This is a genomic window from Allobosea caraganae, assembly GCF_003351345.1.
Taxonomy (GTDB): Bacteria; Pseudomonadota; Alphaproteobacteria; order Rhizobiales; family Beijerinckiaceae; genus Allobosea; species Allobosea caraganae.
Window position 1 is genome coordinate 462,422 of record NZ_QQTO01000037.1, and the last position, 21,793, is coordinate 484,214.

Below are 21,793 nucleotides of genomic sequence, written 5' to 3' on the forward strand. Positions count from 1 at the left end.
CGCTTTGCGATTCCATCTGAAGTCATCCGACTCAAGGCATTGCGGCACGCGATAAAGGCGTTTCGGCAGCCCTCCGTCGAAATGACACCGTCAGACGCGCCATCGCAAGGCCGAGTTCTCGGTCCGCGTCAGCAACTCGGTGAAGAGGACGCTGAAGGCGACGAGCACGAGAACGCCGGCGAAGACACCTGTCGTGTTGAACTTTCCGGCGGATGATTGAATGAGATAGCCAATGCCCGTGTTGCCCGCGATCAGCTCCGCCAGGATCGCTGCCGTGAAGGCATAGCGCACGGCGATGCGCAGGCCGCTGAAGATCCAGGGCAGGCTGCCGGGAATGAGGATCTTGGTCACGATCTCGCTGGGCGTCGCCCCGAAGATCTCGGCCGTCTCCTTGAGATCGCGATCCGAATCCTTGACGCCGTCCAACGTGCTGTAAAGCAGGAGGAAGAACACGGTGATGGCGACGATCAGCACCTTGGGCAGAAGTCCGGCACCGAAGAGGATCACGAAGAGCGGCGCGAGCGCGATCTTCGGCAAGGCATAGAGCGCGCTGATAAAGGGTGCCACGACCGCGTTGACGCGCGGCATCAGCCCCAGCACCATTCCCGCCAGCACGCCGCAGGCGGCGCCCAGCAGGTAGCCGGTGCCGGCGGCCAGCAGCGTTGCGCCGACGTGCCGCCAGAGCAACCCGCTGACGGTCCAGTTCCAGAGCAGCGCCAGAACCGCGCCGGGCGAGCTCAGGAAGAAGGGCGAGGCCAGCGCGCCCGATGCCAGTTCCCAGGCCAGGAAACAGGCGGCGATGACGGCGCTGCGGCCGAGCATCAGCGCCCAGCGATGCGTCTGGAAGAATGCGAGGGCGCGCTGGCTCGGCGTTGAGGTGGCGGACGTCATCGGGGCATCCATCGATCAGCGCTCCGCCTGCCGCCAGCGCAAGACATGGGCCTCGACCTGCGAAGCGGCGCTTGCAACCGCAACGCCGAGGATCATGAGCACGATAAGAACAGCGTAGAGGCCCGTCATATCGATTTGCGCCGCCGCGTCCGTCAGCAGGGAGCCCATGCCGCTGCGCGCGGCCATCATTTCCCCGACGACGGCGGCGATCAGCGCATAGGGAAGCGCGACCTTGAGGCCCGCGAAAATCCAGGCCATCGATGCAGGCGCGACAAGCTTGAGGAACATCTCGCTACGTGAGGCGCCCATCAGCAGCAAGGTCGTCTGTTGATCGCCATCGACGGCCTGCACGCCTGCGAATGTGTTGAAGAAGAGCAGGAAGAAACTGACACCCGCGACCAGGAAGATTTTCGGCGCCATGTCCAGGCCGAACCAGAGAATGAGCAACGGCGCCAGGGTCACCAGGGGCACGCTATAGAGCGCGACGATCAACGGGCGCAGCAGCAGTGCCGTCAGGGGCATCCGTCCGAGGATCAACCCGGCAAGGACACCGGCGGGAACGCCGATGGCCAAGCCCAGGATCATTTCAGCCAAGGTGACGGCGACATGGCCCCAGAGTTCGCCGCTGGCCAGATCCGCCAGCCGTGTCGCGACGAGACCGGGCGAACTGATCCATCCGGTCGCCGTCCGGTCTCCCCCCAATTGCCAGACAGCGACCAGCACCGCGAGCAGAAGCCCCCGCCAGACGAACAAGCTCATATTGCTACGCATCGGCTTGCCTCAGTGGTCGCACCCTTATTGCCGCGCGGCCTTGGCTTGCTCCACCGGTTCATTCAGCACCACATTGCCGTAGTTCAATTTGATCTTGTCGGTGCGGCTCAGGTTCAGCCAGTCGATCTCGCGCTCGACCTGCTCCTTGGTGATGCGCAGATCGGCGGGGATGCCGACCAGGTTCATCTCCGCGACCTTGTCGTAGAGCGTATCGTCGATATCCTTGAAATAGGAGCGCACCAGCCGCTTGGTCTCAGCCGGCTTGGCCTGCGCGAAGGCGCTGGCCTTGGCCAAGGCGCGCATCACGCCGCGGATCGCGTCGGGCTTCTTCGCCCAGATATCCTTGGTGGTCGCCATCACGATGTAGGGCAGATCGCGGATTTCCGGCACCTCCCCGGCGAAGGGGTTGATCATGATGCTGCCCAGGCCCTTGGCGACGACGATGTCGGGGGCGGGAGACGGATAGACGAAGCCGTCGGTGAGGTTCTTCTCCAATGCCGCCACCTGGGACGCGCCGTTGCCGAAGGGCTGGATCGAGACGGTCTTGTCCGGGTCCATGCCTCTGGCGAGGAACAGGCTGCGAAGCAAGGCATCGCTCGACCCTCCGGGCGAGGTGATGCCCAGGCGCAGTCCGGCGAGCCGCTTGACCTTCTCGTCGATCGGCATGCCCGCCTCGATGCCGCTCTTCTTGATGGCGCCGTTGGAGAGAACCAGCGGCATCGCAAAGACCTGATAGACCGAGGCGATGGCGACGAGGGCTCCGCCCTGCTGCTGGCTGTCGATCACATGGGCCAGCGCGATCGGCGCGACCTCGGCACTTCCACCCATCACCGCCGCGGCGGCGACATTGCCGCCATTCACCTTGACCCAGTCGATATCAATGCCTTCTTCCGCGAAGAAGCCGGCGGCCTGGGCGATGTAGAGCGGATAATAATGAAAGCCGTCGCCGAGGACGGGCATCGTGACCTTGTATTTCTTGGGTGGGTCGTTCGCGAACACTGCGCTAGCGCTGAACGCAAGAGCAAGAGCGATCACGGAGAGAAATCTGCGCATCGTCGTCTCCTCCAAAGGACGGCATGGATGAAACTCGTAGGGCTCTCGATGATGGTCGTGAGAGCCAGTGCATCCATTTTGCTGGCCGAACACTAGGAATCGCGCGCTCTCGCCGTCAACGGCGCGGCCCCCCGCGTTTCGAGGAGGCCCCCTGTCCGTGAAACGTCTACCGGCGCGGCCAGCCGTCCGAATATCTCACGGTCATGTCCTCACCATCTCTTCATGAAGCCGACATTCTCGTGATCGGCGGCAACCCCGGTGGCTGCGCCGCCGCGGTTTCGGCCGCACGCTCCGGCTGCAAAGTGATCCTGCTCGAGCCGACCAAGACGCTCGGCGGCATCAACGCCAACGGCGTCTTCGCCTTCGACGCCGCGACGCCGCAGGCGATGAGCGGCATCGCCGAAGAGATGGAAGAGCGCATCCGCGCCCATTACGAGCGGATCGGGCTGCATGACCCTCTCTTCACCTCACGGCATGATCTGGTCTGGGAAAGTCACGTCGCGGCAACGGTGTGGGGCGAGTTCCTGGCGGCGACGCCTGGGGTGACCGTCCTGCTATCAGCGGTTCCGGTCGGCGTGACCATGGCAGGAGGGCGGATCCACGAGGTCCAATGGCTGCCGGCGAGCGATCCCAGCGGGAACGTCGCGGCCGGCGATACTCCGCGCAGTATCATCCGCGCCCGGCAAGTGATCGATGCCAGCTATGAGGGCGACGTCATGGCCTGGTCGGGAGCGCCCTATCGCATCGGGCGCGAGGCGCGCTCGTGGCAGGAGCCCCATGCCGGCGCGATCTATTCCAGCAACATGGAATACTCGCCCAGCGGCTACCTGCCGAACTCCATCCTGCCGGGCAGCACCGGCGAGGGCGATGGCCGCATCATGGCCTTTGCCTGTCGCCTCCATTGCCGAATCTACGACGATGTTTCCCCGGATGCGCCGCACCGGCTCCGACTGCCGCCGCCGGGCTACGACCCGAAAAACTACTCATGGGAGCCGGTCGGCCGAAACCCTGACGGATCGCCGGTCTATTTCAACACCATCTACGTATTGGTGAACGGTAAATTCCTGCTTAACCGGATGATCCGCGGCAATAATCTGGTCGGCCCCAACCGCGACTACATCCTGGCCCATCCCTTCGACCGCAAGCCGCTGCGGCAGGCCTTCATCGACTACGCGCTGGGCTATCTCTACTTCGTGCAGACCGAAGGCGGCATGCCGGCGCTGGGCTTGGCCGATGACGAGTTCACCGATAATGACGGCATTCCCTACCAGATCTATGTGCGTGAAGCGCGCCGTCTCGAGGGTCTAGCGACCCTGACCGAGGCCGACGTCACGCCGTACATCGCGGGCGACGGCATCCGCCCGCCGGGGAAGCGGCACGCCATCGCGATCACCGACTGGACGCTGGAATCGCATGGCTGCGCCGACGATATCCCGGCCGGCTACAAAAGCCCCGAAGGCTGGTTGTTCAATCGGGTGACCCGCGCGCCCTTTCAAATCCCCTATGGCTGCCTGCTGCCGCAGGGCGTCGACAACCTGCTGGTATGCGGCGCGATCAGTGCGACCCATATCGCCTTCAGCTCGGTGCGCGTCGAGTCGGCGCGGATCCAGACCGGGACCGCGGCGGGTATCGCCGCCAGCCTGGCGGTGCAGCGAGACTGCGCGCCGGTCGAGGTTCCGGTGGAAGAGCTTCAGCGCGCGCTGCTCGCCAGAGGCAGCAAGCTGAGCTATTTCGTCGATGTCGGCAGCGAGCACGCTCATTTCCGGGCGATCCAATGGGCGGCGCTGCGCGGCTTCGTCCCGCGGGACGAGCATTGGCGCTTCCTCCCCGACAACCCGATCGACTGGGCCGCGTTCGTCCAGGCCATCGTGGTGTGCCTGCGCTTGCCGGTAAGCGTCAGCGGGATTCATTTCGAGGGAATCGGGCCGCGGCATCCGAGCTTCGCTTATGCCGAAGCCCTTTACGATCTCGGCACGCGGGCGGATGTCGACCTGTTCCGCGCCAGGGATCTGGTGAACGAGGACCCGCTTCAGGCCGTGCTGAGGCCGACCATGGGCCCACGCCTCATTCCCTTCGTGCCCGATGCTCCCGTCGCGACCCGCGAGGTCGAGCGCATGCTCGTGATGGTCGCGGTAATTCTCGGCGCGCCGACGGCCGCTCTCACGAACCTGGCCGCGCAGTGCGACGCGGCCGCCTCGCCGTCTCGCGGACTCGTCTGCGCGATGCTGGAAACGCTCTGCCCGTGACGCGCTGTCGGAGGCATATCGAGGAACCATGATGAAGCCGTTGATCATCACCGCCGCGCTCACCGGTGCCGGGCCGCTCAAGACCCGCACGCCGCATTTGCCGGCCAGTCCCGCCGAGATCGTTCAGGAGGCGCTGGCGGCCTGGCGCGCCGGAGCGGCGGTCGTGCATATTCACGCGAGAACCGAGCAGGGCGAGCCGACGGCCGATGTGGAGACGCATCGCTGGATCGCGAGACAGATTCGCGACGCCGGCAGCGACGTCATCCTCAATTTCAGCGCCGGCGACGGTGGCGGACGCTTCGGCCATGAGGAGCGCCTCGGCCTGATGGATGCCGGTGCCGAAATGGTCTCCTACACGGCGAGTTCCTATAATAGCGGCGCGCGGCTCTATAACAGCTCGCCGGAATTTCTCGCCGCTGCGCGCGAGCGCATGGCCGCAGCCGGCGCAAGGCCCGAGATCGAAGTCCTCGACCTGGGATTTTGCGGCCGCATCACGAGGATGATCGCAGCGGGCGAGCTGCAGGCGCCATTCTACTGCCTGTTCGTCTTCGGGATCGACGGTGCCATGCCGGCCGATGAAGCGCTGCTCCCCATGTTGCTCCAGAGATTGCCCAAGGAGGTGGAATGGGGGATCGCCTGCGCCGCGGAACATGCGAAGTTTCTGACGATGCAGATGATGGCCTTCGCCAATGGCGGGCATATCCGCACGGGTCTGGAGGACCAGGCCTATCTCTGGAGCGGGCGCCTCGCGGAGAGCAACGCCCAGCTGGTCGAGCAATGGGTCAGTTCCGCCGCAACCTGGGGGCGCCCTGTTGCAACAGCGTCCGTCGCCCGTGACATGCTCGGCCTCAGGCCGCTCTAGAAGGCTTCGCCACGAAAGCCCTTGCCATCATGAACGCATCCTCAGCCATCGACGCACCGGCCGGTTCCGCGAGCCAAGGCCCGGCGCGCATCATGCTCAAGCACGTCTCCAAGACGTTCGAGGTGAACGGCAAAAGCATGCCCGCCCTGGAATCGGTGGATCTCGAGGTGGCGGCAGGAACCTTCACGGCCCTTGTCGGACCGTCCGGTTGCGGAAAATCGACCGTGCTGAACATGGTCGCGGGTCTCTTCGCGCCGTCATCGGGCGAAGTTCTCTACGATGGACACGTCGTCACGCGCCTCAACCATCAGGTTGGGTACATGACGCAAAAGGATACGCTGCTGCCTTGGCGAACCGTGCGCGACAACATCGCGCTGCCGCTGGAAATGAAGAGGCGAGACATCAATCAAAAGGACCGCGGAGAGCGCGTGGCGGACATGATCGAGCTCGTCGGCCTGAAGGGCTTTGGCGAGCACTTTCCCGCCCAGCTTTCCGGCGGCATGCGAAAGCGTGTCCAGCTAGCCAGAATGCTGGTCTACCGTCCCGAGACCCTGCTCATGGACGAGCCTTTCGCCGCGCTGGATGCGCAAATGCGGACTGTGATGCATGGCGAATTGATGCGCCTGACGGAGTTGCAGCGCGCGACGGTGATTTTCGTCACGCATGATCTCGCGGAAGCGATCACGCTGGCCGACAAGGTCGCCGTCTTCACCGGCAGGCCGGGCCGCATCAAACTGCAGCGCGACATTCCAATTGCGAGGCCACGGGACCCGTTCAAGGTTCGGTTCGACGATGCCGTCGCTGGCATCCAGGAGGAACTCTGGGATCAATTGAGGGAGGAGTTGCAGTAGGCCGGGCCGAAGCCTGCCGTGATGCGATCGATCACGACCTGCCACTGCTTTGCCATCCAGCGCGATTGGAGCTTCGGCAAATTTTGATCTGACCCTGTTTTCTGAATCGCCGGACGATAGAGTTCTCCAGCCCTTGTCTATCGCCGCCTGGGTCAAAATGTGGACATGGTTGGAGAGGGTTCATATCTACCGACCGATAGATAACTGCGTGGAATCCGGCCGGGCGGCGAGTTGGCGGCTGCGATTGATCAGCAGTGAGGTGATGGCATGAAAATCTTGCTGGCACTGCCCTTTATTGGACTGCTCTGGGTCCCGTTTTACAATTTCCGAAGTCCGGAACTGTTTGGGTTCCCGTTTTTCTATTGGTATCAGCTTGCCTGGGTACCCATAACCGCCGTGCTTACATGGCTCGTTTACCGGACTTACCCCAATGAAGACTGATCTCAATATACCTGCCCTCGCAGTCTTCATCTTTTTCTTCGCCTTGGTCACAGTGATGGGTTTCATGGCTGCGCGCTGGCAGCAACCGAAATCCATGGCGTCGTTGGACGAGTGGGGATTGGGTGGAAGGCAGTTTGGAACCTGGATCACGTGGTTTTTGGTGGGCGGGGATTTCTATACCGCTTACACGGTCATCGCTGTGCCGGCGCTGGTCTATTCGGTTGGGGCCTATGGCTTCTTCGCACTGCCTTACACGATCATCGTCTACCCGTTTGTCTTCTTGGTGATGCCACGCCTTTGGCAGGTCGCCAAAGACAACGGGTACGTCACTGCTGCCGACGTGGTGCATGGTCGCTATGCGTCGCGAACGCTCGAAGCAGCGGTGGCAATCACGGGGGTGCTTGCGACCATGCCCTACATTGCCCTGCAGCTCATCGGCATGGCAGCGGCGATCAAAGCGCTTGGGTTCGAGGGTGAATGGCCCCTGGTCGCCGCTTTCGTGGTGCTTGCGCTCTACACCTACTCGTCCGGGCTTCGTGCCCCTGCGCTGATCGCGTTCGTCAAAGACATCATGATCTACATTGTCGTGCTGACCGCGGTCTCATTTATCCCGGGCAAGCTCGGGGGATATGGGGCGGTCTTCACCGCTGCGGAGGAGGCATTCAAGGCGAAAGGCTCCGGCGGCATTCTTCTCCAGCCGGACCAATACGTAGCCTATGCCAGCCTGGCGCTCGGGTCGGCTCTCGCGGCGTTTATGTACCCCCACACACTTACGGGGATTTTCGCCAGCCGCAGCGCAACGACCATTCGCAAGAACGCGGCGCTGCTGCCAGCCTACACCCTGATGCTGGGCCTCCTCGCGCTCCTGGGCTACATGGGGCATGCGGCGCATCTGAAACTGACGAGCAACAATGACGTTGTCCCGGCATTGTTTCAAACGCTGTTCCCGGATTGGTTTGCAGGCTTTGCCTTTGCGGCCCTCGCCATTGGCGCCCTGGTGCCGGCTGCCGTGATGAGCATCGGCGCTTCCAACCTGTTCACGCGCAATTTCTGGAAGGCCTACGTCAATCCGGCAGTGACGCCAAAGCAGGAGGCGGGTGTTGCGAAAATTACGTCGCTGGTCGTCAAGTTCGGCGCGCTGCTGGTGATCATCTACCTGCCGACCCAGTTCGCGCTCGATCTTCAGCTTCTGGGTGGACTTTGGATCTTGCAAACCCTGCCTGCTTTGATCTTCGGCCTGTTTACGCGGTGGTTCACAGCGCCTGCCCTCCTGGCAGGCTGGGTGGTCGGCCTCGTTGGCGGGACCTATGTGACGTGGACCGACGGATTGAAGCCCCTGCACTTGGTGTCGGCGGCAGGCTTTTCGGCGACCGTCTACGTCGGCCTGCTGGCTCTGGCTGCCAACATTATCGTCGCTTGCGTCGTCAATCTCCTCGTGCGGCCGAAGCAGGTCACGCAGGCTGCCTAAGCGGCATCAGCCCTAGCATGGCCCACCCTGCCAGGGTCCCTTCCGCCAAGGCGCCTCCTGCCAAGCGCGGTCGGGTATGAGCTCGGCTGCGACCTTCCGATAACATTCTTGGCGGCCGCGAGGACACAATCGGAGGACAGCGCGAGGCGATCGAGATGCTGATCCGCGACCTGGCGAGCATGGCATTGATGCGGAGAGGAAGATCTCGCGGAACTCCTCGCGGGGGCGAGCTGCTCGGTTTCGATGCGCTGCAGAACCATGATCGGCGACAAAGCGGGCGCCGGGAAACCGCAGGCGGGCCTTTTCGTTTCTACTCAGCGGTGCCCGCCAAAACAGCGACCCCAGCCATGCTGGCTCGGGTTCAGATCAGAACCTGAGTTCGAACCTGCCCTTGAACTCCTGCTCCTGGACGAGGCGGCCGAACTGGCCGGAGTAGCTGACGCCGATCAGGCTGTCGGTGCCGAGCTGCCAATCAAGTCCCAAGCCGGCGACGAGGGCCGAACGATCGACCGGGACGCTCTCGACCGCGAACCGAGACAGTGTCGGACTCTCGCGGAAGGCCAGCAGCGCCCCCTGATCGACGTCGCCGAAGGCGCCGCGCCAGGCCAGCGTCGCGCGCAGTATCGGCGAGCCGACGCCGCCGATGCCGAAGTCGGGGAGCCTGGCATCCAGGCGCAGGCCGATGGTCGTCATCGCGATGTCGTAGTCGCGCGCGCTGGCCGCCAGCGCCGCCAGACCGCCGCTCTCTGTGAAGGCATCCGTGCTGATGCGGATGGCCGCTGCGTTGACGAACGGTTCGATCCCCATGTTGGCGCCGATCGGGATGCGGTAGGCCCCTTCCGCAAAGGCCTGCACTGTCGAAGCGTCGTATTTGGCCGTCGCATGGTCGGAGACGCTTGCGACGTTGATCGCCCGGTTCGTCGACACCTGCGACCCCGCATACAGCGCGCCGCCCGAGAGGCTGAAGGCGCCGAAATTGGCGCCCGCGTAGAGTGCGCCGAAGACGCTCTGCGTTGAGCCCTGCGACAGCCGCGCATCCACGTCGAACGACGAGGCGACATAGCCGCCCGCCGCACCGACCCGGAGGCCGTTGCCGACAGTCGCATCGCCACCGAGCACGAAGCCGCCCGCCGAGCGATCGACGGAGGCTGTCCCGGCGTTGCTGCGACTGTTGCCCCAGCCGCCAAAGCCCTGACCCCAGACGCCGAAGCCATTGGCCGGCGACGCGAGCGGCCTGACTCCCGTCGTCGCCGTGCCGGCCGGGGCAGGACCCTGGAAGCTCAGGCTGCGCAGACGGCCGAAGACGGCCTCGCGCATCATCGTCGCCTCGCTATAGAGGGTCGGGATCGCGGCCGCATGGATCTCTCCGGAGAGCAGGTCGAAGCCGGCTCGGGCCTGCGGCGCCGAGCTGAACAGCACCTCGCGGTAGACCGGGTTTCCCAGGCCGAGCGCCTGTACGGCCTCGGCGACGCCCGCCTGATTGGGCGTGAGAGCAGCGGCACTGAACGGGCGATCGTTGCGCGCCAGCGTCAGATAGACGTTGGCGGGGTCATAGCTCAGTCGCGGCGTGAGGAACGCCAGGTTGGTGAACACCGTGCCGAACTGGCCCGAGATGCCGCCGGACGCCGACAGGATCGTGTAGTTGGTCTGCGCCTGGTAGTCGCCCGCCTCGGCCAGCACCGAGACGGTGGCGCCGCCCAGCGTTGCCGGGCCGGTGGCGGTGACGCGGTCGCTCTGGCCGGCGGCGTTGACTTCGACGGAGTAGACCGAGCCCGGGGCGAAGCTGGCGGGACCCGCTATGGTCAAGGCGCCGATCGAGTTGCCGGGCGCCAATGTGCCGGCGTTGGCGACGACCAGGCCGCCGACAGTGCCGTTGCCGCCGAGCCTGGCGCCGTTCAACACCGTCACCGTCGAGTTCGCGAGGCTGCCGTTGACCGACAGCGTGCCGGCCGCGATCGTGGTCGGGCCGGACAACGCACTGATCCCGGTGAGGTTGAGGTTGCCGCCGCCTTGCAGGGCGAGCGTGCCGGAGCCGGAGATGGCGCCGCCATAGACGGCCTGCGCCAGCTGCGCCGAGGGTTCGGCGAAGACCAGCGCGCCGTTGTTGGCGATGGCATTGCCGAGGCCGAACGCCGCCGCCGCGCCCTGCAACGTGCCCGAGGCGATGGTCACGGCGCCCGAGAAGCCGCCATTCGCGCCGTTGAGCTGGGTCGTGCCGGAGCCCGACGAGGTCAACCCGCCCGCTCCCGCGATGGTGCCGGCGATGATGAAGATGGTGCCGTTGTTATCGAAGCCGCCCGGGCCGGACAGCGCAATCGGCGTGGGCAGCGTGATATTCGGTGCTCCGGCCTGTAACCCGCCGCCGTCGAGGGTGAGCCCGCCGCTGCCCAGCGCGCCGTCGCCGCCGATCGACAGCGTACCGCCCGTCAGCGATGTGCCGCCGCTATAGGTGTTCGTGCCCGTGAGCGAGACCGTGCCGGGGCCGGTCATGTTCACGCCGGCGGCGCCCATCAGCGTGGCCGAGATCGCGCCCGACTGGAACTGGTAGGAACTCGCCATCAGCGTGCCGTTCGCCACCGTGCCCTCGTTCAGCGTGAAGGCGCCGGTGGTCAGTTGCGAGCCTGCGAGATCGAGCATGCCGCCGGTGACGGTGAAGGGCGCCGACGTCGGCGCGAACGAGCCGCCGGGCGCCAACGTCAACACACCGGCGGTGATCAGCGTGCCGCCGGTGTAGGTGTTGGCGCCACCCAGCGTCATCGTTCCGCTGCCGGCCTTGATGAACGAGCCGCCGCCGGAGATGACGCCGGAAAACAGCGTCGAGAGGTTGTCGAGACCGGCCGTCAGCGTGCCGGAGCCGCCGGTGCCGTCCGTGGTGAGGTTGCCCGCGCCGGAGAGCGAACCGATCGCCTGGTCGTAGCCGTTAAGTGCCAGCGAGGCCTCGCTTGCCAGGCCGTAGGCCGACGCGGATGACAGCACGTTCGCAGCGCCCGCCTGCAGGGTGCCCTGCGCGATGCCGGTGGCGCCGCTGTAGCTGCTCGCGCCCGAGACGGCGAGCGTGCCGGCGCCCTGCTTGGTCAGCCCGCCGTCCCCGCCGGCTGCGCCCGACAGAGCAAGGGTGGTGCCGGCGGCCGTGTCGATGGTCGCACCCGAGGCGTCGAACGTCAGCGTCCGCGCCGAACTGAAACTCGCCGTCGTCGCCAGCCTGCCGCCATCGAAGGCGAGCCCACCCGAGGCATCGCCCAGATTGGCATCGGCCGCGACCTGCACCATGCCGCCGTCGAGGAACGTCCCGCCGGTGTAGGTGTTGCTGCCTGACAGGATCAGCGTGCCGGCCTCGACCTTGGTCAGGCCGGCCATGCCGGCAATGCCGGCCGAGATCGTGGCCGTCACGCCCGTATCGACCATCACGTACGGAGCGGGGCTGCCGGGGGCGCCGACCAAAGTCAGCGCGTTGCCGCCGGAGACCTCGTAGCCGGCGGCCTTGAACTGCAGCGCCGATGCCGAGATCGGAGCGTCGAGCGTGGCCGTGCCCGCCATGCCGTCGAAGATCGCCATGCCGCCGGAAACCCAGCCTTGCGGCGAGGCGCCGCTGGAGTCGGCCCAATTGGCATTGGCGTTGTTCCAGTCGCCGCTTCCGCCGAACGGCGTGCCGGTCGTCTTCCACCATTGCGTGGACACGGCATTCAGGGCGATGAGGTTCACCTTCTGGTCGACCGCGGTCTGGATCTGACTGAGGCCGAAGCCGTCAGGCATCGTTCCCAGCGACATGGCGGCGGCAGAGCCGCTGAGCGTGCCGGTATAGCTGATCAGCGTGTAGCTGCCCGGCAGGAAGCCCGGCGCCGTGGTCGCGACGTTCACGGTGCCGCCGTTCAGCGCAAGATTGCCGTTCACCTGCACGAGGTCGTTCGGTGAGCCGCCGCCGTTGGGCGTCGCCAGATCGTAGTTGAGGATGCTGCCGTTCCCGGTGGTGAGGTCGCCGTCGATGGTCAGCGTTCCGACGGGCGTCGACCCGCCTCCGGCGGAGAGGGCACCGCCCGCGCCGACGACGACCGAGCCGACATTCCCCGTGCCGCCGAGGGTCGCGCTGCTCTCGACGGCGAGGCTGCCGGCCAGGTCGCCGTCGACCAGCAGGACTCCGCCCGCCACCGTCGAAGGACCGATCGCGCTGGTGCCGGAGAGCGTGAACGTGCCGGCACCCTGTTTGCGAAAGCTGCCCGTATCGGTGAACGCGCCGGCGAACACCGTGCTGGAACTATCGCCGCCGAGTGCCAGGAGGTTCGTCCCGAGATGGACAGTGCCTGCCCCCGCAAGAGAGCCGACGGTCTGGTCGAAGCCACCTAGAGCGAAGGACGCGCCCGGGCCGACGCTCAGCGCCGTGCCGGCCGGAAGCGCGTCCGCGATGTCCGCGACCAGCCCGCCCGCCGAGACGGTCGTCGTTCCGCCATAGGTCGATTGGCCAGACAGGTGCGTGGTGCCGGTTCCGATCTTCTCGACATGTCCGGCTCCGGCGATCACCCCCGAAAACCCGATGTTGTTGATGCCGCTGTCGAGCGAAACGGTCGTCCCGCTTGCGATCTCGATCCGGTTTGCGACGACGATGTTGGAGGCGAGCGCGATTGCGGCGTCGCCGGCAACGGAGATGGTGCCTGTTCCGAAGGCGCCGGCGCTACCGGCGGACAGGGCGCCGGCGTTCAGGATCGTACCGCCGCCATAGCTGTTCGGACCGGTCAGCCTCAACGTGCCGAGCCCCGTCTTGTTGAGCGTCCCGGCCCCTGACAGCGCGCCGCTCCAGGTCGCGCCCAGGCCGTTGGTATCGATGGTCGAAATCGTCCCGGAGACGAGCGTGGCGTCCGCGTCGGTTGTCAGCGCTGAATCGATGACCTGGACGGTCGCATCGCCGATGTTGAAGGACGACCTGCCATTGCCGGCGTAGCGGTGGCGGAGGCTGCTGCCTCCGATTTCCAGCGTGCCGCCGCTGAGGTTGTAATATCCGTTGGAAAAAGCAGAAAGACCGAGGGACGACGTATCTTCAACCCGAAGCGTCCCACCCGTCTGGTTGATCGTGCCGCTGCCTAATAGGTTGGCGCCGGTATTGTTGCCGAGGACAAGCCTCGCATCGTTGCGCAGCAGGAGCTCGCCACCGGTGATATTGATGGTGCCTGTGCTGGCATTCGCCCCGGTGCTGCGGCCCACGACATTCAAGCCCCCAGAAACATCGAGCAGGCCCGCGCTGATGCTGTAGATGCCGGTACCGCCCTGGTTGCCGATATTCAGCGAAGCACCGCTACTCACCGTCACGGTGCCGCCGGCCTGGGTGACCGTGCCGTGTCCACCAAAATCGCCGATCTGGAGAGCCGTGCCCGCGCCCGCGCCGGCAATATTCAGGCTGCCTCCGGTAATCGACATCGAAGCGATGTTGGGTCCTGGGGCTCCGAAGCCCGTGCCGGAGCCCACGACGAGGTACTTGATCGTGGAAATCCCGTCGGCCACGGCGAAGCCGCCTTTGAGCCCATAAAGCCCACCCGCACCCATGTCGAAGTTCGAGAGGGTGACGGTGCCTTCGCCCTGCTTGGCAATCACGCCACCGCCTGGTGACAGCGCCGCGCCGGACCAGATCGTCGCGCCGGTGTCGTTGACCTCGAGCCGTTGGGCGCCGATGTCCACGATACCGCCTGCCAGCGACAGGTTCTTGATCGACTGGGCGTTACCGGACATGTCGAAGGTCGCGCCGGACCTCACGGTGAGCGAAGCGCTGTCGGCGATCGCGTTGTTCACCCCGGCCTTCAGCGTGCCAAGATCGATCGTGGTGGCGCCCGTATACGTATTGACGGCGCCCAGGGTGAGCGTGCCGCCGCCAATTTTCCTCAGGCCGCCGCCCGTTCCCGAACCGGCGGAATCCGACAGGATGCCGGACCAGACCGCGACATCGCCGTCAGACACGCCGATGGCCGAAGTCGCACCGCGAACGAGGGCGGCGGCTGTGGTGGTCGTCAGGCCGCCTGCTCCTACCGCCAGCACGCCGTTCCCGAAATTGAACTGGCCGGTGCCGGCGATGCCGTTCGGGCCGCCGACGCTGAGTGTGCCGCCGCTCAGATTGAGCGTTCCCGCGTTGAGCCCGAGCTGTCCCCCGTTCAAGGTCAGGGAGGAGTTGGCGTTGAGGGTGAAAGCGGAACCGCTTCCGATATTGAAATTCGTGGAGTCGAGAATGATCGCGAGCGATGGACTGCTTCCCGGAGCGATTGTTTCGGGCAGCGCCTGGAGCGTGCCGCCAACTCCATAGATGATCGAGTTGCCGACGCCGCTGGATGTGGCGGTGCCGAGGGCTTGGTTGAATTGGGCCTGGTCGGCAGCGATATAGTCGGCTGCATGCGCCGTTGGCGGCACCCCAATCGATTCAGCCATCATCCAGCCGGCAAGTGCGGTGCTTGCCGCGAACGGGTGCGGGCCGGAGCGCAACCTCAGGCGCTTGGGCGCACGCAATCTGCGGGTGGGGTGCTCGCAGGCGGGCATCGGCACGACGCCCGCCTGGAATCTGCCGGATTTGTCGGTGCGGCTTGTGTGCTTCGCCATCGAATTCAAGTCTCCCGACTTTTTGAACGGACTCCGATGAGCCCGCCGAACGCGCACGGCACCGCTTTCGCGGCACCAGGCCCCGAACACCACGCACGCTGAGCACTCTTTGGAAGCGAAGCCGGGAACCTTCGGTCCCGCGACGCATTGATTTGCCGAGCCCGGCACGCAGACACCACGTCCGGGGGCGTTTTCTTATGGCACTGCTCGCCTAAGGACGGCAGGGATAACAATAAAACCTATAACAAGACTATAATATTTTATTGTATTTGAGAAAACGCTCAGAAAATCTCTTCAGTTTTTCTGTAAACATGCCGTAGGGCATGCCAGATAAAGCAACATATTCTGTACTGTTGCTGATTCTGGACCCATTAAATAGCCTTACCGATCAGGGAGTTCTGACTCCGTGTCGCCGGAGGAAGCCCCCGTGAGAGACCTTCTCTGGTTGACGGATAAACAGATGGCCCGGATCGAGCCGTTTTTTCCATTGTCGCATGGGGTTCCGCGCGTGGATGACCGGCGGGTGCTGTCGGGAATCGTGTTCGTGATCAGGCACGGCCTGCGCTGGGGCGATGCGCCGAAGGACTACGGTCCGCACAAGACGCTCTACAATCGGTTCGTGCGCTGGAGCCGGCTGGGGGTGTTTGACCGCATCCTCACGGCCTTGGCTGTTCAGGCGGACGAGCCGAACGTCATCATGATCGACAGTGCCCAGTTGAAGGCTCACCGCACGGCCGCAAGCCTGCTCAAAAAAGGGATGTTCCCCGCCACATCGGGGACGCGAAGAAGGGCGGGCTGAACGCCGCCTGCGACGGCCGGCGGCACCAAACAAGGACCGTTACATGGCATGTTCCTGAAGTTAGACAGGATATTGGACCATCCAGCTCTCATCTTCATCCGCTACGGTGCCAGTGACAACGCGTGGCACCGTCACTTTCGGATTGCTGGCGCGCAGATTGACTCCCATCGGGATCGAAATCGCCTTTCGCGAGTTGATCAATCACGCCGCCAGTCAGGCGCGAGGAGCAGAACATGATGACGATCAGGCAGACAGCGGTTTCCTTCGCAGCTTTTTTAATGCTCGCTTCGCCGGCCATTGCGCAGTCGCGCTCGCTTGGTCCCTCAACCGGCTCTGTCCGCATCGAGCAGGTTCAGGCGGGCTTCATCGCTTCCGGTGAGGTCGGCGGCGGTACCCTGCGCTTTCGTGGTCGCTCTTATCCGATCACGGTCGGCGGCCTCGGCGTCGGTTCGATCGGCGCATCGCGCACCGTCGCGTCCGGAACCGTCTACGGACTCAAGAACAGGTCCGATCTTGCCGGTGCCTACGTCCAGTTGAAGGAAGGCTGGGCTGTTGGTAGCCAAGGACGCGGCAATGTCTGGCTGCAGAACGACAAGGGGGTGACCCTCCGACTGGCTACGCGCAGGCAGGGCCTCCAGCTCTCTCTTGGCGCCGATGGCGTGCTGATCGGCTTCAAGCAATAAGTGGAGAGGTCGAGCGGCCGCCGGCAGGCCTCGCCGGCACAGTGCGCATCTCATCAGCGTGGTTAGATCTCACGATCGCGTGCGATAAATGCTATTCTCAGCGAGCTTTTCTGCAAAGCCACCGGTGAGATGCTGAATGACGTACATGGGACGTCGTCAATTCGTTCGCGATGGTCTTGCTTTCGCGGCAACCGCCGGCATGTCGGCGGTGCCTGCTGTGGCACGGGATACTGCGGGTACCACGCGGATCGCCTGGCTCGCGGGAAACGCCGGCCCACTGCCAACGCCGGCTTATCTCGATGCGCTGCGGACGGGGCTGCGCACTCGCAGTTGGGTGGAGGGTCGGAACCTTACGATCGATGCACGATGGGGAGAGCCCGGCAGTGCCGAGCGTTTGGCGTCCGAGCTACTCGTGCTGCGGCCGGACGTCCTCGTGGCTCAAGGTGCAATGGTGCTCGGTGTTCGAAATCCCGACATCAAGGTTCCGATCGTGTTCGGCTTCAGCGGGGATCCCGTCGAGGCAAAGCTCGTGACGAGTTTTTCGCGCCCTGGAGGAAATCTGACTGGCATCGCCATGCAAAGCCTCGATCTGGTCGGCAAGCGGCTCGAACTGCTGAAGGAGATCATGCCCTCGCTCACGCGCGTCGCGATACTGGCCAACCCCTCCCATCCCGGCGAGCAGCTGGAACTGCGGGCTTCACGACTGGCGGCGGAGAAACTGAACATCGCGGTCAGCTACTTCGCGGTATCATCGGCCAGGGATTTCGCGTCGGCCTGGCCCGCGCTGCTACAGGCCCGCGCCGAAGCCATCGTCGCGTTTCCCGACGCGCTCATCATGAGCCAGGCCGCTGCCATCTCTGCGTTTGCCAAGCAGAACGGGATCCCCGCCGTCTCGGGATGGTCTGAATTCGCCGAAGAAGGCAACCTGCTCACCTATGGTCCGAACCTGCGCGCCACCTGGGAACAGGCCGCCGGTTTCGTTGACCGCATCCTTCGTGGAGCTCGTCCGACCGAACTGCCGGTCGAGCAGCCTTCCAGTTTTGAACTCGTGGTCAATCGGCGCACCGCGACAGAGCTGGGTCTGATCTTGCCGCCCGCCATTTCCATGCGCACCGACAGGATGATCAGGTGACGCTTGCGCGGATGCGCCCTGATCCGGCCGGAGGCGCGCTCATCCGATACGGCCTATGAGACGGAAGGCGGCGGCGAAAAGCACTAGCCGCTCGCCGCCGCTACCCTGGCGGACAATCAAAGTGGTTCCAAGCCGCTCTGCCTCAGGACGCCTTTTGCCTCTGCTGCGGCAAGCGCCAGGATCAAGGCACGGGCAAGATCAGGGCGCTGGCTGCTCTTGTGCAGGCCGGCCGACCAGACGGTGTAGTTCTGGATTTCTGCGGGAAGCGGGCCGAGATATACGATGCCCTTGGCGTGGAGCAGTTCGCTGACCTGCTGAAATCCCAGTTGGGCGCCACCGTTCGCCAGCAGATCCCCGATCTGCGCCCCGGACGGAGGCTGCTTGATCTTGTGCTTTATCTGTTCGGCGACGCCGAGCCGCTCGAAGAGCTGCTCAAAATAGCGTCCGCTCGCGCCAGACGAAATCGCGATCGATTCCGCATTGAGCAATGCCTGCCGGACACCATCGACGGTCGATATGTTCGGTCGAGGGACATCGGCGCGGACAGCGGCTGCGACGGCGGATCGGGAGAAGTCGACCTTGCTCTCGGCCGCCACCTTCTCGGCGGAGGCCATGCGATCGATCGCCTGCGACGTCGTGACGACGATGTCGAATTCCTCGCCGTCGGCGATACGCTTCGTGATGGCCTCCGAGCCACCCCAGGTGAATATCACCTTGTGCCCGGTCGCCTTGGCGAATTGCGACCCGATCTCCAGGACCGATTCCTTGACCGCGTTTGGCGCAACGACCTTGATGTCCGCAGCATGCGCCGAGAAGCCGAGGCCCGATGCCACGGCCGCGATCACGCACCGGCGAAGGACCGAATTTCCGTCGAGGAACAAGCTGAACATATCGACCTCCGGTTTGTCAGGGGCCTAGACCATGCTCGCGTCGGCGACGCCCCAACAATCGTCCATCCGTCCCGGGCGGGCGGTCCTTTCGTACTGGTGCTTTTGATCCGGGCTGCTTACGGCGGCGTATCCGGGCTATCATCGGAGCGATGGAAAAACGCAGTCCGTTGAACCTCGGCGGCCTTGTCCGCAAGGTGTTGCCGCGCTCCCTGCTGGGCAAATACATTGCCTCGTTTGTCGCGGCAGTCGGTGTCCCCCTCATCGGCTACACCGTTGCGGACATCTGGCTCGCTTCGACCGAGCATCGCAAGGCTCTGATCGAAAACCAGCGAGCCAACGCCGAGAATGCCGCGTTCCGGATCAGCCAGTTCATCGGGGACATCGAGGGCCAGCTGCGCTGGATGACGCATCTTTCGTGGGAGGACAGTGACGGCAAGCAGCAGCGCATCGACGCGTTGCGGCTCCTGCGACAGGCTCCGGCCATCGTGGATCTCGCTTTGATCGATGAAGGGGGGCGGGAGCGACTCTTCGTATCGCGCATCGCCATGGACCGCATCTCGACTTTGGCCGACCGGTCCGGCGAGGCCGCCTTTCGCGACGCCATGAGCCTGGGAGTCCACTACGGAGCTGTCTATTTCCAGCGCGACAGCGAGCCGTTCATGACGATCGCTCTCTCCGGACCGCGTCGCGAAGCCGGGGTCGTCCTGGCCGAGGTCAACCTCAAGCTCGCGCGGGATATGATCTCCAGGATTCGCGTGGGACGTGAAGGCCAAGCCTACGTGATCGACCGCAGCGGACGGCTCATCATCCACCCCGACGCGGGCCTCGTTCTCAGGAACACCGATCTCACGGCCACGATCCGTTCCATCGACGCCGATCCTGGCGCCGCCCTCCACCGTATCGACGGCCTCGCCGGCCAGCCTGCGCTGCTGACGCAGGCCATGGTTCCGCCGCTGGACTGGCGCGTCCTCGCCGAGCTGCCGGTCGCCGAAGCGAACCAGCCGCTATGGCGGGCCCTGGAGCGATCCCTCGCCATCGCGACGCTCAGCCTGCTCGTCGCGGTGGCCATCGCGGTTGCCTTTTCGTGGCGGATGGCACGCCCGATCCGCTTGCTGACGACGGGTGCGGCGCGGATCGGAGCCGGACATCTCGATCACCGCATCGAGATCGGCACCACGGACGAGATCGCGGAGCTCGGCCGCCAGTTCAACACGATGACGGCCGAGCTGGAGGGCTCCTATGCGACGCTGGAGCGCAAGGTTGCCGAGCGGACGCAGGAACTGACCGAGGCCAATCGAGCCAAATCGCAATTCCTCGCTGCCGCCAGTCACGACCTGAGGCAGCCCCTGCATGCCCTGAACCTGATGGTGGCGCAGCTGCGAGCCGAGAAATCACCTGTCGAACGTGAACGCCTAGCACACAGGATCGAGCAGGCGGTGGCGTCGATCAACGGCCTTTTCGACGATCTCCTTGATATCTCCCGGATCGACTCGGGCGTCGTCCGCGCGGAGATATCGGCCTTTCCGATCCAGGCTGTCCTCGACCGCGTCGAGGCCGCCTTTGCAACCGAGGCGCAGGCCAGAGGGTTGCACTTCAGGAATCGCCCGAGCGACCTCTGGGTGCGGAGCGATCCGGTTCTCCTGCAACGCATCATCGGCAATCTCGTCGGCAACGCCTTGCGGTACACGAGACAGGGCGGTGTCCTCGTCTTGTGTCGCCGGCGCGAGGGGGCGATCAGGATCGAGGTCTGGGATACGGGCATCGGCATCCCGCAGGACAAATACCGGGAGATTTTCTCGGAGTTCTATCAGCTGGCGCCTGTTGGCGCGCTGGGCGGCGAGGGATTAGGGCTGGGCTTGGCGATCGTGACGCGGCTATGCCAACTCCTGGGCCATACGATCGATATTGTCTCGCGCGTTGGAAGAGGCTCGCGCTTTTCCGTTAGCGTCCCGGTTGCCATGGCCGAGGCTGGCGCATCGTCATTGGCCAAGTCGGCTGACGCATGGGATGATCCATTGCCGGGCGCGCGCATCCTGATCGTCGACAATGACGCCGACGTGCTCCAGGGAACCGCCGGGCTGCTGGAACTGTGGGGCAGTCGTACCGTGACTGCGCAGAACCGCCGCGAAGCCGTAGAGCGTCTCGGAACCCTCCCGCCCGACCTGATGATCGCCGACGTGCATCTCGATGAGGGCGAGAACGGCGTGCAGTTGGTGGAATCGCTCAGACAGCAGTTCATGGTCGCATTCCCGGCCCTGATCATCTCGGGCGATGTCTCCCAAAGCACGCGCGAGCGCGTCATGGCCCAAGGGCTGCCGATGCTTGAAAAGCCGGTGGCGCCCTTCAGGCTTCGTGCCGCCGCGGCCCGGCTGCTGAGGGCTGCTACCCGGCCGCCGGCTTCGACCAGCCGAGGCGAGTGACGGCGAGCACAGCCTCGGTTCGGCTGCCTACGCCGAGCGTCTTCAGGATCGCTGAGATGTGGTTCTTGACCGTCGGCTCGGCGAGCCCGAGTGCCCTGCAGATGAGCTTGTTGTTCTTGCCTTCCATGAGCAGCGCGAGCACGTCGAGTTGCCGCTCGGTGAGGCCAAGAGATTGCAGGTGCGTCGAAGTCGAGCTACTGCCAGACGCATGCGCTGCAGCCTGCTTCTGCAGCGCGGCGGGAGGGACGTAGATGCCGCCCGCCAGGACGAGCGAGAGCGCTCCAATCAGGACTTCGCGTGTCTCGGTCTTTGGAATGAACCCCTGTGCCCCGCGCGCCAGTGCATCACGGATCGTGGACTGCTCCCGGTCTCCCGAGATCATGACGACGGCGACGGTCGGGTGCCGTTCCGACAGGGTCTCCAACAGCGACAACCCGTTCTGATCGGGCAGATGCAGATCCAGCAGCACGAGATCGATGCCGTCATCCTGTTCGAGCGTCGCTAGTGCCGCCGCCGCGTCAGACGCTTCCAGCACCAGGCAATCGGGCCGAACCACCTGCAACACGCTGCGCATGGCTTCGCAGATCAGCGCATGGTCATCGACGACGAGGAACTTCATGCGGGGCCGAGACTGACATCCAAGACCGCGACGAGGTTGCCGCACGGCAACTTTACATGGATCGCTTGTCGAAGACGACGTCCGGTGTAAGCGGCAT

Annotated in this window: 14 protein-coding genes and 1 pseudogene; 9 read left to right on the forward strand and 6 right to left on the reverse strand. The window is 64.7% G+C overall.

The features are described from left to right. Positions 1-90: 90 nt before the first annotated feature. Genes DWF00_RS26630 through DWF00_RS26640 form a run of 3 tightly spaced genes read right to left on the reverse strand, consistent with a single transcriptional unit; the run spans position 91 to position 2,715 of the window. Positions 91-891, reverse strand: a complete 801-nt coding sequence (locus DWF00_RS26630) for an ABC transporter permease (protein WP_181832531.1) — start codon at positions 889-891, stop codon at positions 91-93. A gap of 15 nt (positions 892-906) precedes the next feature. Then, a complete protein-coding gene (locus DWF00_RS26635) occupies positions 907-1,650 on the reverse strand; it encodes an ABC transporter permease (RefSeq protein WP_181832530.1) in 744 nt (247 codons plus the stop codon). A 36-nt stretch (positions 1,651-1,686) separates the two neighbouring features. Next, positions 1,687-2,715 carry an ABC transporter substrate-binding protein gene (locus tag DWF00_RS26640; protein WP_147283658.1) on the reverse strand — a complete coding sequence of 343 codons (1,029 nt, stop codon included), beginning with the start codon at positions 2,713-2,715 and terminating at the stop codon, positions 1,687-1,689. A 239-nt stretch (positions 2,716-2,954) separates the two neighbouring features. Here DWF00_RS26640 and DWF00_RS26645 point away from each other — a divergent pair, with 239 nt between their 5' ends. The 5 genes from DWF00_RS26645 (at position 2,955) to mctP (ending at position 8,583) form a co-directional block, all read left to right on the forward strand. Further along, on the forward strand, positions 2,955-4,961 hold the full coding sequence (locus tag DWF00_RS26645) for an FAD-dependent oxidoreductase (RefSeq protein ID WP_181832529.1): 2,007 nt from the start codon (positions 2,955-2,957) through the stop codon (positions 4,959-4,961). Between the two features lie 28 nt (positions 4,962-4,989). Continuing rightward, entirely contained in the window at positions 4,990-5,823 is an 834-nt protein-coding gene (locus tag DWF00_RS26650; RefSeq protein WP_114828177.1) for a beta-keto acid cleavage family enzyme, read from the forward strand. Positions 5,824-5,852: 29 nt separating this feature from the next. Continuing rightward, complete coding sequence (locus DWF00_RS26655) at positions 5,853-6,674, forward strand: ABC transporter ATP-binding protein (RefSeq protein WP_245974323.1); 822 nt, start codon at positions 5,853-5,855, stop codon at positions 6,672-6,674. A 267-nt stretch (positions 6,675-6,941) separates the two neighbouring features. Continuing rightward, complete coding sequence (locus DWF00_RS26660) at positions 6,942-7,115, forward strand: DUF3311 domain-containing protein (protein ID WP_114828176.1); 174 nt, start codon at positions 6,942-6,944, stop codon at positions 7,113-7,115. Continuing rightward, positions 7,105-8,583, forward strand: a complete 1,479-nt coding sequence (mctP, locus tag DWF00_RS26665; RefSeq protein ID WP_114828175.1) for a monocarboxylate uptake permease MctP — start codon at positions 7,105-7,107, stop codon at positions 8,581-8,583. The genes DWF00_RS26660 and mctP overlap by 11 nt, the downstream gene beginning before the upstream one ends. A 366-nt stretch (positions 8,584-8,949) precedes the next feature. On the opposite strand, the gene DWF00_RS26670 is transcribed toward mctP, so the two are convergent. After that, positions 8,950-15,153, reverse strand: coding sequence for an autotransporter domain-containing protein (locus tag DWF00_RS26670; protein ID WP_114828174.1), 6,204 nt, complete (start codon positions 15,151-15,153; stop codon positions 8,950-8,952). 427 nt (positions 15,154-15,580) lie between these two features. Here DWF00_RS26670 and DWF00_RS26675 point away from each other — a divergent pair. The 3 genes and pseudogenes from DWF00_RS26675 to DWF00_RS26685 form a co-directional block, all read left to right on the forward strand. Continuing rightward, positions 15,581-15,910: pseudogene (locus tag DWF00_RS26675) on the forward strand (transposase); the annotation flags it as partial. A 275-nt stretch (positions 15,911-16,185) separates the two neighbouring features. Next, the gene (locus DWF00_RS26680) at positions 16,186-16,635 is read left to right on the forward strand and encodes a hypothetical protein (protein WP_147283656.1); all 450 of its coding nucleotides are present in this window, start codon (positions 16,186-16,188) and stop codon (positions 16,633-16,635) included. A 136-nt stretch (positions 16,636-16,771) separates the two neighbouring features. After that, positions 16,772-17,767 (forward strand): ABC transporter substrate-binding protein, encoded by a 996-nt coding sequence (locus DWF00_RS26685; RefSeq protein ID WP_114828171.1) that lies wholly within the window; start codon positions 16,772-16,774, stop codon positions 17,765-17,767. Between the two features lie 116 nt (positions 17,768-17,883). Here DWF00_RS26685 and DWF00_RS26690 read toward each other — a convergent pair whose 3' ends face one another. Beyond that, positions 17,884-18,657 (reverse strand): molybdate ABC transporter substrate-binding protein, encoded by a 774-nt coding sequence (locus DWF00_RS26690; RefSeq protein ID WP_114828170.1) that lies wholly within the window; start codon positions 18,655-18,657, stop codon positions 17,884-17,886. Positions 18,658-18,806: 149 nt separating this feature from the next. Between DWF00_RS26690 and DWF00_RS26695 the strand changes: the two genes are divergently transcribed. After that, positions 18,807-21,077 carry a hybrid sensor histidine kinase/response regulator gene (locus DWF00_RS26695; RefSeq protein ID WP_114828169.1) on the forward strand — a complete coding sequence of 757 codons (2,271 nt, stop codon included), beginning with the start codon at positions 18,807-18,809 and terminating at the stop codon, positions 21,075-21,077. Here DWF00_RS26695 and DWF00_RS26700 read toward each other — a convergent pair. Then, a complete protein-coding gene (locus tag DWF00_RS26700; protein ID WP_114828168.1) occupies positions 21,040-21,696 on the reverse strand; it encodes a response regulator transcription factor in 657 nt (218 codons plus the stop codon). The two genes, DWF00_RS26695 and DWF00_RS26700, sit on opposite strands and share 38 nt — an antisense overlap. Between the last annotated feature and the right edge of the window lie 97 nt (positions 21,697-21,793).